Raw genomic sequence first — 15875 nt, 5'->3', positions numbered from 1 at the left:
TTCTATTTACATGAAGCATAGCCGTTTTATCATTAGGATTCTTAATAGTTATCATCATGTAAATATATTTTACTTAAGCCTAGTATTCCGGTAAAGTTCAATTAGATGCAATTTTCGATCAGTTTATAACTTTGTGAGGTGGATACGTTGCAACTTCAGGTAATGAACAGTCCGTTTAATCAGGAGCAGGCAGAGCTCCTTAACCGCCTTCTGCCGACCTTGACCGAATCCCAGAAAATCTGGCTGAGCGGATATTTATCCGCTCAATCTGTTTCCGCCCAAGAAACTGCGGGTGCGCCGGCGGCAGCTGTGTCTGCGGAAGCGGCGGCACCGGCCGTTTCAAAAGAAGTGACCGTTCTTTATGGTTCACAGACGGGAAACGCACAGGGGCTTGCAGAAAATGCCGGCAAGCAGCTTGAACAGAGCGGTTTTCAAGTGACCGTCTCATCCATGAGCGATTTTAAGCCGAATCAGCTGAAGAAGGTAACCAATCTTTTAATCGTCGTCAGTACGCATGGAGAAGGTGAGCCGCCTGATAACGCGCTGTCGTTTCATGAATTTCTGCACGGAAGACGGGCGCCTAAGCTTGAAGACCTGCGCTTTTCCGTTTTGGCGCTTGGTGACAGTTCGTACGAATTTTTCTGCCAGACAGGGAAAGAATTTGATCAACGCTTAGAAGAACTCGGCGGAAAACGGATTTCTCCGCGCGTTGATTGCGATCTTGACTATGATGAACCGGCAGCCGAATGGCTTGAGGGTGTATTGAAAGGATTAAATGAAGCTGGGGGCGGAAGCGCCGCGCCTGCGCCGGCGGCTGCGTCACAAACCGGTGAGTCTTCGTATTCCAGAACAAACCCGTTTCGGGCTGAAGTGTTAGAAAATTTAAATTTAAACGGCAGAGGATCAAATAAAGAAACACGCCATGTGGAGCTGTCTCTTGAAGGATCTGGCCTGACTTACGAGCCTGGTGACAGCCTCGGCGTCTATCCGGAAAACGATCCGGAACTTGTCGAGCTGCTCCTTAAGGAAATGAATTGGGACCCGGAAGAAATTGTGACGCTTAATAAGCAAGGTGATGTCCGACCGCTGAAAGAAGCGCTGATTTCTCACTATGAGATTACCGTTCTCACAAAACCGCTTCTTGAACAGGCAGCCCAGCTGACAGGGAACGATGAGCTTAGAGAGCTTTTAGCCCCGGGAAATGAGGAGAATGTAAAAGCCTATATTGAAGGGCGCGATTTGCTTGATCTCGTCCGTGACTATGGCCCATTTAGTGTATCTGCGCAGGAGTTTGTCTCGATTTTGCGAAAAATGCCTGCCCGCCTTTATTCGATTGCAAGCAGTTTATCCGCAAATCCGGATGAAGTGCATTTAACAATCGGCGCAGTCCGCTACGATGCGCACGGCCGTGAACGAAAAGGCGTCTGCTCGATTTTGTGCGCGGAACGTCTGCAGCCAGGAGACACACTGCCGGTTTATGTACAGCACAATCAAAACTTTAAGCTTCCGAAAGACCCTGAAACACCGATTATCATGGTGGGCCCTGGGACAGGCGTCGCACCTTTCCGTTCCTTTATGCAGGAGCGTGAGGAGACGGGAGCGGAAGGAAAGGCATGGATGTTCTTTGGCGATCAGCACTTTGTCACGGATTTCCTTTACCAGACAGAGTGGCAGAATTGGCTCAAAGACGGTGTGCTGACAAAAATGGATGTGGCGTTCTCACGTGATACGGAAGAAAAAGTATATGTGCAGCACCGCATGCTTGAACATAGCGCAGAATTGTTTGAATGGCTTCAAGAAGGAGCGGCTGTTTACATTTGCGGAGATGAAAAGCACATGGCGCATGACGTCCATCACACATTGCTTGAAATTATCGAAAAAGAAGGCAATATGAGCCGCGAAGAGGCGGAGGCTTATCTTGCCGATATGCAGCAGCAAAAACGCTATCAGCGTGATGTATATTGATTTGACTTGAAAGGAGTTTTTCAACATGGTGACCAAAATTCTAAAAGCACCGGACGGCTCTCCAAGTGATGTTGAACGCATTAAAAAAGAAAGTGATTATTTGCGCGGCACGCTGAAAGAAGTGATGCTCGATCGAATCAGTGCGGGAATTCCGGATGATGATAACCGCCTGATGAAACACCACGGCAGTTATTTGCAGGATGACCGCGACCTCCGAAATGAACGCCAAAAGCAGAAGCTTGAGCCCGCATATCAGTTCATGCTGCGCGTGCGTATGCCAGGGGGCGTCTCGACGCCTGAACAATGGCTTGTCATGGATGACCTGTCCCAGAAATACGGGAACGGCACATTAAAATTGACGACACGTGAAACATTCCAAATGCACGGAATTCTGAAATGGAACATGAAGAAAACCATTCAGACGATCCACTCAGCACTTTTGGATACGATCGCAGCCTGCGGAGACGTAAACCGTAACGTCATGTGTGCATCAAACCCTTATCAATCTGAAATCCACTCAGAGGTATACGAGTGGTCTAAAAAATTAAGTGATGATCTGCTGCCGCGGACGAGAGCATATCATGAAATTTGGCTTGATGAGGAAAGAGTTGCCGGCACGCCGGAGGAAGAAGTCGAGCCAATGTACGGACCGCTCTATCTGCCGCGGAAGTTTAAAATCGGTATTGCCGTTCCGCCGTCTAATGATATTGACGTCTTTTCACAAGATCTGGGATTCATTGCGATTGTCGAGGATGGCAAGCTGATCGGTTTTAACGTGGCAATCGGCGGCGGTATGGGAATGACGCATGGCGATACTGCGACATATCCGCAATTAGCCAAGGTGATCGGTTTCTGCCGGCCTGAGCAAATGTATGACGTTGCTGAAAAAACGATTACGATTCAGCGTGATTACGGCAACCGTTCTGTCCGTAAAAATGCGCGGTTCAAATACACAGTTGACCGCCTCGGTTTAGAAAACGTAAAAGAAGAATTGGAAAACCGTCTCGGCTGGAGCCTGGAAGAAGCGAAGCCGTATCATTTCGATCATAACGGCGACCGCTATGGCTGGGTGGAAGGCATCGAGGATAAATGGCATTTCACGCTGTTTGTCGAAGGCGGCCGTATAACGGATTACGGTGATTATAAGCTGATGACTGGCTTGCGGGAAATCGCCAAAGTTCATACAGGTGAGTTCCGGCTGACAGCCAATCAGAACTTAATGATTGCGAACGTTTCAAGCGATAAAAAAGAAGAAATCAGTGCTTTAATTGAACAGTACGGACTAACTGACGGCAAGCACTATTCAGCACTTCGCCGCAGCTCGATGGCATGCGTCGCTCTTCCGACCTGCGGATTGGCAATGGCCGAAGCAGAACGTTATTTGCCGACCCTGTTAGATAAGATTGAAGAGATTATTGACGAAAACGGCCTTCGTGATCAGGAAATCACCATTCGCATGACAGGGTGTCCGAACGGCTGTGCACGTCATGCACTCGGTGAGATCGGATTTATCGGAAAGGCGCCGGGCAAATATAATATGTATCTTGGCGCTGCGTTTGACGGAAGCCGTTTAAGCAAAATGTACCGTGAAAACATCGGTGAAGCAGACATTTTAAGCGAGCTGCGCATCCTTCTTTCCCGCTATGCGAAAGAACGTGAGGAAGGCGAGCACTTCGGTGACTTTGTCATCCGCGCGGGCATTATCAAAGCAACAACTGACGGTACGAATTTTCATGATTGAGAAAGAAAGATGAGAGACAGGGAGTAGCTTCCTGTCTCTTTTTTCTGTAATTTGCTCTGCTGCAAAAAAGTTCACTGTGAGCATATTATGAGAAAAAATACCCTAAAAAGGGTACTATAAAAGAAGACAAGTGTGGAGAGAACTCCTGCGAAACCACATAGCGTATGCAAGGCCACCCTAGCTCAAGGGCTTTTAGACAAACAGATTTTTTGGCTCATCATGCCGACACACAACAGACGAAGGAGGTCATGCATTTGGACATATTTTTAGTTGTGCTCGTATTATTAACGATTATTGCGATTTCTAATATCGTGAACCGGTTTATTCCGTTTATTCCGGTGCCGCTGATTCAAGTGGCTCTTGGGATTCTTGCCGCCTCATTTCCACAGGGTCTTCATTTTGAATTAAATACCGAATTGTTTTTTGTTCTGTTTATCGCGCCTCTGCTATTTAATGATGGAAAGAGGACACCGCGGGCAGAGCTTTGGAATTTAAGGGCTCCGATTTTATTGCTTGCACTCGGCCTTGTATTTGCGACTGTGATTGTAGGCGGCTACACGATTCACTGGATGATTCCTGCTATTCCGCTGGCAGCGGCCTTTGGACTTGCGGCCATTCTTTCACCGACTGATGTCGTCGCTGTCAGCGCATTATCAGGAAGAGTGAAAATGCCAAAAGGGATTCTTCGCCTGCTGGAAGGTGAGGGGCTGATGAATGACGCATCAGGTCTGGTGGCCTTTAAGTTTGCGATTGCAGCGGCAGTGACTGGTGCATTTTCATTAGCACAAGCGGCTGTTAGCTTTGTCTTTATTTCTCTCGGAGGCTTGCTGTGCGGGGTTGTCATTTCATTTTTGATTATTCGTTTTCGCCTATTTCTGCGCCGCCTTGGCATGCAGGATGTCACGATGCATATGCTGATTCAAATTCTGACGCCGTTTGTGATTTATTTGGCAGCTGAAGAAATCGGCGTTTCCGGCATTTTAGCTGTTGTAGCTGGCGGTATTACCCATGCGGTTGAACAGGATCGTCTGGAATCAACGATGATCAAGCTGCAAATTGTCTCCTCAAGTACGTGGAACATTATTTTATTTATTTTGAACGGCCTGGTCTTCGTTATTCTCGGCACGCAAATCCCTGATGTTATTTCTGTTATCTTTAACGACACTGCCATCAGCAACATGAAGGTGATCGGCTATATCCTAGTCATCACATTTACGTTAATGCTCCTGAGATTCCTGTGGGTGCTGTTCTTCTGGAACGGCAAATGGTTCTTTAATAAAGATCAGAACATCTATAAACCGGGTCTTCGTTCGACGCTGTTAATTTCGATTTCCGGTGTGCGTGGAGCAGTAACGCTTGCAGGTTCTTTTTCCATTCCGTATTTCCTGGAGGACGGCACGCCGTTTCCGGAAAGAAATCTGATTCTCTTTTTAGCAGCCGGCGTCATTTTATGCACGCTTGTCATTGCTACCGTTGTGCTGCCGATTCTGACTGAAAAAGAAGAAGAGGACGAGGAACGAAACAAGAAGCTGCTGACGGCGAGACGCAAATTGATCAAAACAGCCCTTCAAACGATTAAAGAGGACATGAATGAGACAAACAAAACGGCCTCTCTTGCGGTGATAGCTGAATACAATGAGAAAATGAAAAATCTTCGTTTTCAGCAATATACATCGTCTAATCGCATCAAAAAGCACGAGCGTAAAGTCCGTGCCCAAGGGGTTAAGGCAGAGCAAGAGGCGCTGATGAAAATGCTGGAGCGGGGAGACATCCCGGAAGAAACAGCAAATGTGCTGCAAGAACGATTTAACGAGTTGGAAATTTTGTATGCGAACCCGTTTAAAGTCGGATTATCAAAAACAAGGCTCAAGAGGCTGATGTATTGGATTTTCTTCGGTGAACATAAAAAGCCGGAGATGTCGATTTTAAATGAAGCGGGATTGATACGGGCAACAAGAGTGAAAACGGCAAAAGCAGCGATAGAATATCTGGAAAAACACAAGACGGAAGAGCATAAAGAAGTGTTTTTATCTGTCATTACATTCTATAAGCAGTTAATTTTCAGGCTGGAGCACAGCCATCATGAGCTGAAATCAAGCGCCCAGTTTGAAAATCAGAAGCTGGAAGTGAAGCTGAAGGCTGTACAGGCGATCAGAAATGAAATTCAAACACTTTTCGAGGAAAGAGAAATTTCCCGGGACATCTCCCATGAGCTTCGCCAATACATTAATGATGTCGAAGCCGCCATGCTTGAAGGCGGCGAATAAATGCAGCAAAAAAGCTGGCGTTAGAGCGCCAGCTTTTTTCTATATTAAGGGCGATGAAATGCGACAGTGCTGCCATCCCGGTCGAACCAGCCTCTGAAGGCCCAGTTGATCCAGCCGCCATCGCCTTTGTTTGTAAAGGTTCCGTCTTCAAATACCCAAATGCCATACGTAATGCCGTCGTAAACGGCTGAGCCGTAAAATTGCACACCGTTCAAATGATCTTCATATTCCTGGCTTAAATTAAAGACCATGACGTTATATTTTTGGCCGGACGCGTAGAAGGAAGACTCCATGAGGTTTTTCACAAAGCCATCCCTATTCTGTGCGGATTTGATGGCATCAGCGATCTGGTTGGCAATTCCAAGTACATCCAGGTTGACGTTTAAACCTACATCAGCGGCAGTTGTTCCAGCAGTAGTTGTCTGCGACATCTTCGGAGCAGGATTTTCTTCAGCGGAAGCAAAGGACAAAGGGGCAATTGTCAAAGCGGCACCAAGAGCAAGTGTCATTGGGATACGAATACGTTTCAAGTTGTTTCCTCCTTTGTTTTCATTTGGTTACACTACACGCATACCCTGCTCAATGTATTTGTAATCTCAATATTGTTAAAATAGGAAAAAAATAGTGTTTGACTTTGCGTGTGCTGTGAAAAAAGAAGCAAAAAGAGGGTCTTAAGCGTATTATTGGTATCGGCTGAGAGGAATGTGAGATAATATAGACGCTTACATTTCAGTGAAAGGGTGGATGTTCAAGTGCCAACAAGTTTAAAAGATACTGTAAAGTTACATAACGGAGTTGAAATGCCTTGGTTCGGTCTGGGTGTTTTTAAAGTAGAAAATGGTAATGAAGCGACTGAATCAGTGAAAGCGGCAATTAAAAATGGTTATCGCAGTATTGATACAGCAGCGATCTACAAAAATGAAGAAGGCGTTGGCATCGGGATTAAAGAATCCGGTGTGGCAAGAGAAGAGCTCTTCATCACATCAAAAGTGTGGAATGAAGATCAAGGCTACGAAACAACGCTTGCTGCCTTTGAAAAAAGCCTGGAAAGATTACAGCTTGATTACTTAGATTTATATTTGATCCATTGGCCTGGCAAAGATAAATATAAAGATACATGGCGCGCGCTTGAAAAGCTGTACAAAGATGGCAAAATTCGCGCGATCGGCGTCAGCAACTTCCAAGTTCATCATTTAGAAGAGCTGTTGAAAGATGCTGAAATCAAACCGATGGTGAACCAAGTTGAATTTCACCCTCGTTTGACGCAAAAAGAATTAAGAGATTACTGCAAAGCGCAAGGCATTCAGCTGGAAGCGTGGTCTCCGCTCATGCAGGGACAGCTTTTGGATAACGAAGTGCTGACACAGATTGCTGAAAAACACAATAAATCTGTGGCTCAAGTGATTTTGCGCTGGGATCTGCAGCATGAAGTTGTAACCATTCCAAAATCCATTAAAGAACACCGTATCATCGAAAACGCTGATATTTTTGATTTCGAATTGTCTCAAGAAGACATGGACAAAATTGACGCATTAAATAAAGATGAGCGTGTCGGTCCAAATCCTGATGAGCTTCTGTTTTAATCAAAAAACTCCCCGTTACGGGGAGTTTTTTTAGTGCGTTTTTTTCTGTTGAATGAAAAACAGCATCAAAAAGGAAATGACAACAATACAGACGACCCACGCCCAAGCAAGGGTATTGTTGCCGGAATCCAATGCGACATATATCGCCGTCGGCAGTGTTTGCGTAACACCGGGGATGTTTCCTGCAAACATGAGTGTTGCGCCAAATTCTCCGAGCGCCCGCGCAAGGCTGAGGATGCTTCCGGTCAGTAACGAAGGATAGGCAAGCGGGACGGAGATATGGATAAACACTTTCCATCTGCTAGCGCCGTCTACCATTGCCGCACCTTGTATATCGGGATCAATGTCAGCAAATCCGGTTTTGGCTGATTGGTACATAAGCGGAAAGGCTACAACAGCCGAGGCGATCACAGCGGCCCACCAGGTGAAAATGACAGGCTGCTGGAAAATCCACTCGATGGCTTGTCCGATGAGGCTGTGCTTTCCGAAAATGACGATCAAAATAAAACCGACAACAGTAGGCGGAAGAACGAGCGGAAGCATAAAAAATGTTTCGAGTGCCGTTTTTCCGAAAAATGATGCCCGTGACATCCATGCTCCAGCAAGTGTTCCGAGAATAATGACAACAATTCCGGCAACTGCCGCCACCTGAAAGGAAAGCGCAACGGGTGTGAAAAATTCTGAAGCGCTTATGCTACTCGGCAGTAAAGCCATATTTCTCAAATACTTTCATTGCTTCATCAGATTGCAGGTATTCGTAAAATTCCTTCGCTTCCTTACGGTGTTTTGTATCTTTTACGATTCCTAACGGATAGACAATTGGGCTGTGTGTATCTGCTTTTGCCTCGTCAATAATGTTGACCTTTTTCGAGACCAGGGCATCTGTTTTATAAACAATACCTGCGTCTACATTGCCGGTTTCAACATAAGAAAGAACTTGGCGAACGTCTTTTCCATACACAATTTTATCCTTCACTTTGTCCCATAAAGACAGCTTTGTCAGTGATTCTTTCCCATAAGCTCCTGCCGGTACGGATTCCGGAGTGCCAAGGGCGATTTTTTCTGATTCAGCCAGATTGCTGAAGCTTGTCACAGGTGAATCTCCGTTTTTCGGTACGACCAGCACAATTTCATTACCGACTAAATCAGTGCTGTCTTTTTTTGCGATATCTCCATCATCCACCAGCTTTTTAAATTTATCCTCAGCAGCTGAGAAGAACAGATCTGCTCCTGCTCCTTGAGAAATCTGTTTTTGCAAGGCGCCGGAAGAGCCATAGTTATCTTGGATGGTAATATTTTGATGCTCTTTTTCATAATTTTTTTGGATTTCCTCAAGTGCATCCTGCGCGCTGGCGGCAGCTGAGATGGTTAACGTTACTTTTTTCTCGCTGTCCGTTGAAGACTGGTTTGAAGAACAGCCTGCTGCAAGGAGAAAGGCAGTTAAGGCTGCGATGAAAATAGAATACTTCTTAAACATGATTGCACCCCTTATCATTAGATATAACTAATTATAACTGATTATGTTTGGTTTATGTGGGTTTTTTTACATTCGGCGAAAAGGTATAATAAAATAGGAGAGTGATGATGATGAATGAAACCTCTTCCTATACGATAGAAGAAGTTGCAGGTCTGCTGAAGGTATCAAAGCTGACCGTTTATGATTTGATTAAAAAAGGCGTGCTGCCTGCTTATCGTGTCGGAAGGCAGATGCGTGTGGATGAAGAAGATTTAAAGCAATATAAAACGAATATGAGAATGTCTCAGCCCATCGCTGCAACAGAAGCGCCGAAACAGGTGCAGGAGGCTGAGCCGGACGGCAGACCGAATGTCATGATCAGCGGACAGGACATTTCGATGGATCTTCTCAGCAAGCATTTGGAGAATGCCATTCAGGAGACGCCGCTCCGTAAATACAAAGGAAGCTTAAACAGCCTGATTGATATGTATCAAGGCAAGTGTGACATTGTCAGCCTCCATTTGTACGATGCAGAAACCGGCCAGTATAACGCGCCTTATGTGAAACGGATCTTGACAGGTGAACCGTTTTGTCTCATCAATGTCGTTCTCCGGAAAGCAGGACTGTATGTGAAAAAAGGGAATCCGAAAAACATTCAAGGCTGGAAAGACTTGAAAAGAGCCGATATCCGGATCATCAACAGGGAAAAGGGTTCTGGCGCAAGGGTGCTCCTTGATGAACAGCTTGGCTTGCTTGGTGTGAATCCGGCTGATGTAGTGGGATATGGCGATATCGTGACTGATCATTACGCTGCCGCTTCACAAGTTTCAAGCGGACAGGCTGACGCGGGAATCGGGGCGCAGCACGCGGCACATATGGGCAGTGTTGATTTTATCCCGCTCATCGACGAACAATATGATATCGTTGTTTTGAAAAAACATGAGCAGCTGCTGAAAGCCGTGAAGGAGATTTTGAATTCTGAGGAATACAAGGCGAATTTGTCTCATTTAAACGGCTATGAAACGAAGCTGACTGGCAAGGTGATATTGGAAACGTAAAAAATCCCTCTTGATAGAGGGATTTTTTTCATTCGGAAAACCTGAGCAGGTCACCATTTAAAATTTTATCAGAGAAAGACAGTTCTTCGTTTGCTTTCTCCTTATAAGGGAGGCACGCATCCTGATCTTCCAGCACTTCACCTGTTTTTTGGCTATAGCACGTGTTCTTTGTGTATATATAATCGTTCGTAATAAAGCTGCCGTTTCGCAGAACGGCGAATGGGGTGCGGTCGCCCGACAGCAAATCATTGCCGAATTGGATATCGCCTTTTGTCTCAACGCCGAGCAAATGCATCAGCGTCGGCCTGACGTCGACCTGTCCCCCGGCATCAGGGATGGTTTCCGGCTTTTGATCGGTGATTCCCGGGATATGTATGATAAACGGCACCCGCTGGAGCTGAACGTTGTCATACGGTGTGATTTCGTCTTTCCCTAAAAACTCAGCCATTGCCTCGTTATGGGCTTCAGAAATGCCGTAATGATCTCCCATAAATACGATCATCGAATTTTCGTATAAGCCTTCGTCTTTCAGTTTTTTGATAAAATGCTTCAATGCTTCATCCTCATAGCGAACCGTGGTCACATAGCGGTTTAACAGATCACTGCTTGAATCGAATTCATCTATCAGCTGATCCTTTTCATCAATCTCAAACGGAAAATGATTCGTTAACGTGATAAAACTGCTGTAGAACGGCTGTGGCAGGCTTTTCAGCTTTTCGGCGGACTGCTCTAAAAATTCTTTGTCTTTTAAGCCCCAGCTTGTCGATGTCCCGGGAGTGACATGAAAATCATCAACATCAAAAAAGCGGTCAATGCCAAATGTATCGTACATGACATCTCTGTTCCAAAATGTTTTATGGTTAGCATGAAAGACGGCTGAATAATAATCGTGCTGCTTCAGCGATTTATACATCGTATGAAATTGATGGTCGCTTTTCGTGAAAAAGACGGCGCCGCTAAGGGAAGGATACAGTGAGTTAGCGACGATAAATTCTGAATCTGATGTTTTGCCTTGTTCTGTTTGCTGATAGAAATGATCAAAGGAATAGCTTTTTTTAATGAGATCATTCATAAATGGGGTAATTTCTTTTCCATTTACTTTTTCATTTAGAACAAAGCTTTGGGTCGACTCAAGTGTTACAAAGATGACATTGCGCCCCTTTGCAAGACCGAATTTGCTTTGATCAGGCTTACTGTAATCAGCCTCTGTGTAGTTTTTAATGGCAGTTATACTGTCTTCATCGGCAAAAGCTTTCGCGCTGATATTAACAGTCTGAGAAATTGTATCGTAAATATGGAACTGAAACAGGCCGATGCTTTTGACTAGCATTTCTCGGTCAAAAGAATGTGCCAAAAGCTTCGGCTGCTGTACTTCTGCAAGTGCCAGTGTGCATAAAAGCATGCCGCAGGAAGCTGCATAGTACCGTTTGATCGTGCGGGGAGCGGCTTTTGTCTGTGGGTGTTTGGTTTTTCTGGCGAGCAGCAGCAGAAAAACCAAATCCACAAACAGGGCGATAAACAGAGGATGGAACAGTTCTTTTACACTGCTGCCCATATCGCTCATGTTGCTGGCCTGAAATAAAACCGGGATGGTAATAAAATCGATATAAAAGCCGTAAAAAATCGTATTGGAGATCAAGATGACAGTCAGAACCAAATTGGCAATCAGCAAAAAGACCCGCTGCTTGTTTTCTTTTAAAAGCAGGCCGATACCGAATAAAGGAAGAATAAAGCTGAGCGGGTTGACCAGCAGCATTAGCTCCTCCAACAGAGTATCGATTTGCAAATCAAAGCCGAGTTTATATATCACATACGTTTTGATCCACATAAATAAGATCGAAAAACATAAAAACCGCTGATTGTGAAAAAAGGTTCCTTTCATCAATATGACTCCTCACGTTTTCTTGATCATCTGCATGAAATGCTTCTTAAGTAAAACCTACTAAAAACAGCCGGTTCAGACAAGTCTCAGCACTCATGTGTTTAAAACATGCGCCCATGAAACAGCATATAAAAGTAGTAACATGAAGCAAGGGTCAGGCCGGCTAGCACGAGCTGCTCAGAAAAACTGCCTGTCTTCATATATAATGGAAGCCGAACGCGGATCGTTGAAGGGAATAATAATTTGATTCCGTTCACCGTCCAAGCGTCAAGAATCAAGTGGCTCGCCATTCCGATCATCAGGCCGGCTGATATGTTTTTATCTGGAATGTATGTAGAAGTGATAAAAAACATGATGAGCATAAACAGCAAGCTGTGTGTAAATGTACGATGGCCAAAAACGGAGCTGACCACTTTCGATAAAATAGGAAATTTTCTCCCGATTTTGCTTTGTGTGTGGCAGATATCGGGTATTAATGCTCCAACCGCGCCTGACGCAGCCATAAGCACTGGATCAAATCCATAATAATAAGCCGCTGCCGTACAAGAAGCGATGCCTCCCATGATGTGTGTTTTTCCTGTCATTTGCCGCTTCTCCTTTTATCTTTTGCAAAAAATCTCTGAATTACAAATATATCAAGAGAATGTATGTTTGATCAACAGGACTTTGGACGATAAAAAATATCCCGCATAATTTTTCAGGAAAGAGGCATCTTAAACATGTACCTATTTTTTAAAAGAGGTGATACGAATGGGTTTCTTTAATAAAGATAAAGGAAAACGTTCCGAAAAAGAAAAAAACGTAATCCAAGGAGCTCTTGAAGATGCTGGTTCAGCTCTAAAAGATGATCCGCTTCAAGAAGCTGTGCAAAAAAAGAAAAATAATCGATAACCACATGCGGATAGAGCTTGGCTCTATCCGTATTTTCCATCTGTTCCCTTTGACAGATCATCCTTTCTTTGATAACCTTCTGGGAGTAACTGAATAATTAAATCCTCACTCTTTCTCAGTGAGGTAGAGGTTGCGCGGATGATAAGTCACACATGCCAGGCTGACAGGAGCTGTTAAACATGTGTAAAAGGCATCAGCGCCGAAGTGTGGAGAAAGCCGATCCTTCTCTATGCTGGGACTGTATCTGAATAAGTGCAGGACTGCCGCGTGCTTTTTCGCGGAGGGCTATCCGGAGATCAAGGGTGTGTGTTTCTTTAAGCATGGACTTTTGTTCAGGCTTTTTTTGCGTTTATATGATCTCGGGGTCTGGTCCGTACAAAGAATCATGGAGGTACTGGAATGGAACAGACAAAAAAATGGGGTTTTTGGTTATTAACGGCGTTTGTCGTTGGAAATATGGTTGGATCAGGAATTTTCTCCTTGCCGAGCTCGCTTGCTTCAATTGCGAGTCCGTTTGGAGCTACGTCCGCCTGGCTTTTGACAGGTGCCGGCGTGCTGATGATTGCACTTGTGTTCGGACACTTGTCCATTCGCAAGCCTGAACTGACAGCGGGACCGCAAAGTTATGCAAGAGCGCTGTTTTCTGACCCGAAAAAAGGCAACGCTGCCGGTTTCACAATGGTGTGGGGCTACTGGGTGGCGAGCTGGATCAGTAACGTGGCGATCATCACAAGTCTCGCCGGTTACTTGACTTCGTTCTTCCCGATCTTGGTTGATAAACGTGAGATGTTTTCGATCGGCGGGCAAGAGGTGACACTCGGCCAATTACTGACGTTTGCCGTATGTACGATCTTGTTATGGGGAACGCACGCGATTCTTGTTGCCAGCATTAACGGCGCAAGTAAACTAAACTTTGTCACAACGCTTTCTAAAGTATTAGGTTTTGTCTTCTTTATCGTTGCCGGTTTGTTTGTGTTTCAAACGGCATTATTCGGTCATTTTTATTTCCCGGTTCAAGGAGAAAACGGCACAAGCATTGGAATTGGCGGCCAGGTTCATAACGCCGCGATTTCTACACTGTGGGCGTTTGTCGGAATTGAATCCGCGGTGATCCTGTCCGGCCGTGCGCGCTCTCAGCGTGATGTGAAACGTGCGACAATTACCGGCTTGCTGATTGCCTTGAGCATATATATTATTGTGACTTTAATTACGATGGGTGTTCTGCCGCATGATAAGCTTGTCGGCTCTGAAAAACCATTTGTTGATGTACTCTATGCGATTGTTGGAAACGCGGGAAGCGTGATTATGGCGCTTTTGGCTATCCTTTGTTTATTCGGAACGATGCTCGGCTGGATTTTGCTTGGCTCTGAGGTGCCATACCAAGCAGCTAAAGCAGGAGATTTCCCGGCATTTTTTGCAAAAACGAATAAAAAGGGAAGTCCGGTTATTGCACTCATTATTACAAACGTCATGTCACAGGTCTTCATTTTCTCGGTTATTTCCCGGACAATAAGTGACGCATTTACATTTTTAACGACAGCGGCTACACTTGCATATTTAATTCCGTATCTTGTATCTGCAATCTACAGCTTGAAGGTAGTCATCAAAGGTGAAACGTATGACCAGCTGAAAGGCTCCCGTGTAAGAGACGGATTGATCGCAATACTGGCGTGTGCATACTCCGTGTTTGTTATCGTAACAGGCACAGCAGATTTAACGACATTTATCCTCGGCATCGGTTTATTCTTTGTCGGCTTAATCGTTTATCCATTTGTGAGTAAAAAGTTCCAGAAAGAAAAACATGCATAATGAAAAGACACCTGATTTGCTCAGGTGTCTTTTTTATAAAATCACAATTTCTCCTGTTAGGAATCCGTTCGTTAAATATGCAAAAAACGTTTTTCAGTCTCTCCAGCATAAAAAAACTGATCGTGATAAGGATGCAGCTTAATATGAATGGCTCAAAGAAAATATCCGATATGATTCAAATTGAGCTGTCCCTTATAAATAAGCAAAAGAGCCGCGGGCAGGCGGCTCTTTTGTTTATTTAGTCAAGCTTTCCGTAATATACTCCAGTTGTCCTTCTAATGAAATCGGGTCTGTGAAATAGAAGCCAATCGGATCCATCTTGTAGACATGGCCATTTTTAACGGCATTCAGGTTCTTCCAAATGGAGCTGTCAAATACGCCGCCATCATCACCGCCTGATTGCCATGGGCCCGCGAAAATGTAATCTCCGGCGAAATCAGGGAGCTTCTCTAATGAAATACTTGTATAACCTGGCCCCTGGTCAATGGCTTTTTCTTTTGTCAGCTTTGTAGCCTGCAGGCCGAGGTCTTTGTAAATGATGCTTCCGCCTCTTCCAAAGTCTTTACCAAATACGTAAATGTCTTTTCCGTTCGTTTGCATAATGGAAATGGTTTTGTCACCGACCGCTTTTTTGATTTTTGTTTTAGCGGCCGCAACTTTTTTATCCCACTCGGCCAGCCATTTTTCAGCTTTATCTTCAGTTCCCGTCATTTTTGCAAATTCTTTCAGCTGTTCGATGTTGTCGAGCTTATCGTATTTTACTGCGACAGTCGGCGCAATTTTTTCAAGCTTTTTAATATCAGCGCCCTGTGTTGTCCAGACGATAATCAGGTCAGGGTTCAAATCAATGACCTTTTCAACCGAAGTGCCGTCTCCGATGTTTTCAACGCCGTCGGTTTTTCCTTTGTAGTAAGGGTTTTTAAATACATTCTCAGGCGCACCGACAACGTTGATGCCGAGTGTTTTGAAGTAGCCGTAATAGCCGTCTGCCATGACAACCACCCGTTTAGGATGCTTCGGGATTTTTACATTTCCGTTTTCAGCCTTGTATGTAAAGGTTTCTGCGCCTTTTGAATCAGAGGCAGAACCTTTGCTTTCTGAGTTATTCCCGCAGGCTGCCAGCGCTGCAATCAATAACAGGGCAAAAAACGCGGCTCCGAGTTTCTTGTATATATGGGTCATATCTCATACCTTCTTTCTAAAAAAATAGATGAAAAAGAGAA

13 protein-coding genes and 1 riboswitch are annotated in these 15875 nt (G+C 44.8%); of the genes, 7 read left to right on the top strand and 6 right to left on the bottom strand.

The window, feature by feature from the left end; all coding sequences use genetic code 11:
* Positions 1–147: 147 nt before the first annotated feature.
* The 3 genes from NSQ16_RS17415 (at position 148) to NSQ16_RS17405 (ending at position 5973) form a co-directional block, all read left to right on the top strand.
* The gene (locus NSQ16_RS17415; protein WP_230488663.1) at positions 148–1965 is read left to right on the top strand and encodes an assimilatory sulfite reductase (NADPH) flavoprotein subunit; all 1818 of its coding nucleotides are present in this window, start codon (positions 148–150) and stop codon (positions 1963–1965) included.
* Between the two features lie 25 nt (positions 1966–1990).
* Complete coding sequence (gene cysI, locus NSQ16_RS17410; protein ID WP_029725918.1) at positions 1991–3706, top strand: assimilatory sulfite reductase (NADPH) hemoprotein subunit; 1716 nt, start codon at positions 1991–1993, stop codon at positions 3704–3706.
* A gap of 254 nt (positions 3707–3960) precedes the next feature.
* Complete coding sequence (locus NSQ16_RS17405) at positions 3961–5973, top strand: Na+/H+ antiporter (protein ID WP_230488664.1); 2013 nt, start codon at positions 3961–3963, stop codon at positions 5971–5973.
* A 44-nt stretch (positions 5974–6017) separates the two neighbouring features.
* On the opposite strand, the gene yvgO is transcribed toward NSQ16_RS17405, so the two are convergent.
* Positions 6018–6503: a stress response protein YvgO gene (gene yvgO, locus NSQ16_RS17400; RefSeq protein WP_003243913.1), complete on the bottom strand. Its 486-nt coding sequence runs from the start codon at positions 6501–6503 to the stop codon at positions 6018–6020.
* A 222-nt stretch (positions 6504–6725) separates the two neighbouring features.
* Between yvgO and pgoN the strand changes: the two genes are divergently transcribed.
* Positions 6726–7556, top strand: coding sequence for a glyoxal/methylglyoxal reductase (gene pgoN, locus NSQ16_RS17395; RefSeq protein WP_015483687.1), 831 nt, complete (start codon positions 6726–6728; stop codon positions 7554–7556).
* Between the two features lie 30 nt (positions 7557–7586).
* On the opposite strand, the gene modB is transcribed toward pgoN, so the two are convergent.
* Together modB and modA are read right to left on the bottom strand one after the other, a co-directional pair.
* The gene (gene modB, locus NSQ16_RS17390; RefSeq protein ID WP_121572477.1) at positions 7587–8279 is read right to left on the bottom strand and encodes a molybdate ABC transporter permease subunit; all 693 of its coding nucleotides are present in this window, start codon (positions 8277–8279) and stop codon (positions 7587–7589) included.
* A complete protein-coding gene (gene modA, locus NSQ16_RS17385) occupies positions 8251–9033 on the bottom strand; it encodes a molybdate ABC transporter substrate-binding protein (protein WP_003228438.1) in 783 nt (260 codons plus the stop codon). The genes modB and modA overlap by 29 nt, the downstream gene beginning before the upstream one ends.
* Before the next feature lie 110 nt (positions 9034–9143).
* Between modA and NSQ16_RS17380 the strand changes: the two genes are divergently transcribed.
* Positions 9144–10070, top strand: a complete 927-nt coding sequence (locus tag NSQ16_RS17380) for a substrate-binding domain-containing protein (protein WP_101172330.1) — start codon at positions 9144–9146, stop codon at positions 10068–10070.
* 28 nt (positions 10071–10098) lie between these two features.
* On the opposite strand, the gene NSQ16_RS17375 is transcribed toward NSQ16_RS17380, so the two are convergent.
* Positions 10099–11952, bottom strand: coding sequence for an LTA synthase family protein (locus NSQ16_RS17375; RefSeq protein ID WP_230488665.1), 1854 nt, complete (start codon positions 11950–11952; stop codon positions 10099–10101).
* Between the two features lie 101 nt (positions 11953–12053).
* Complete coding sequence (locus NSQ16_RS17370; protein WP_003228444.1) at positions 12054–12536, bottom strand: metal-dependent hydrolase; 483 nt, start codon at positions 12534–12536, stop codon at positions 12054–12056.
* 166 nt (positions 12537–12702) lie between these two features.
* Here NSQ16_RS17370 and sspJ point away from each other — a divergent pair, with 166 nt between their 5' ends.
* Positions 12703–12843 (top strand): small acid-soluble spore protein SspJ, encoded by a 141-nt coding sequence (gene sspJ / locus NSQ16_RS17365; RefSeq protein WP_003221612.1) that lies wholly within the window; start codon positions 12703–12705, stop codon positions 12841–12843.
* Between the two features lie 116 nt (positions 12844–12959).
* Positions 12960–13139, top strand: a riboswitch (Lysine riboswitch).
* A 103-nt stretch (positions 13140–13242) separates the two neighbouring features.
* The gene (locus NSQ16_RS17360; protein ID WP_069837773.1) at positions 13243–14652 is read left to right on the top strand and encodes an amino acid permease; all 1410 of its coding nucleotides are present in this window, start codon (positions 13243–13245) and stop codon (positions 14650–14652) included.
* 234 nt (positions 14653–14886) lie between these two features.
* Here NSQ16_RS17360 and NSQ16_RS17355 read toward each other — a convergent pair whose 3' ends face one another.
* Complete coding sequence (locus NSQ16_RS17355) at positions 14887–15834, bottom strand: iron-hydroxamate ABC transporter substrate-binding protein (RefSeq protein WP_029318412.1); 948 nt, start codon at positions 15832–15834, stop codon at positions 14887–14889.
* Between the last annotated feature and the right edge of the window lie 41 nt (positions 15835–15875).

The organism is Bacillus sp. PS108, from assembly GCF_037963335.1.
Taxonomy (GTDB): Bacteria; Bacillota; Bacilli; order Bacillales; family Bacillaceae; genus Bacillus; species Bacillus subtilis.
Note: the sequence above shows the minus strand (reverse complement) of the source record. Positions and strands in the feature narration are given on the sequence as shown.

Excerpts from the sequence above, each read along its gene's own strand:
- sspJ (WP_003221612.1), top strand. The coding sequence starts at position 12,703 with ATGGGTTTCTTTAATAAAGATAAAGGAAAACGTTCCGAAAAAGAAAAA.
- NSQ16_RS17375 (WP_230488665.1), bottom strand. The coding sequence starts at position 11,952 with ATGAAAGGAACCTTTTTTCACAATCAGCGGTTTTTATGTTTTTCGATC.
- NSQ16_RS17370 (WP_003228444.1), bottom strand. The coding sequence starts at position 12,536 with ATGACAGGAAAAACACACATCATGGGAGGCATCGCTTCTTGTACGGCA.
- modA (WP_003228438.1), bottom strand. The coding sequence starts at position 9,033 with ATGTTTAAGAAGTATTCTATTTTCATCGCAGCCTTAACTGCCTTTCTC.
- NSQ16_RS17360 (WP_069837773.1), top strand. The coding sequence starts at position 13,243 with ATGGAACAGACAAAAAAATGGGGTTTTTGGTTATTAACGGCGTTTGTC.
- NSQ16_RS17380 (WP_101172330.1), top strand. The coding sequence starts at position 9,144 with ATGAATGAAACCTCTTCCTATACGATAGAAGAAGTTGCAGGTCTGCTG.
- cysI (WP_029725918.1), top strand. The coding sequence starts at position 1,991 with ATGGTGACCAAAATTCTAAAAGCACCGGACGGCTCTCCAAGTGATGTT.
- NSQ16_RS17355 (WP_029318412.1), bottom strand. The coding sequence starts at position 15,834 with ATGACCCATATATACAAGAAACTCGGAGCCGCGTTTTTTGCCCTGTTA.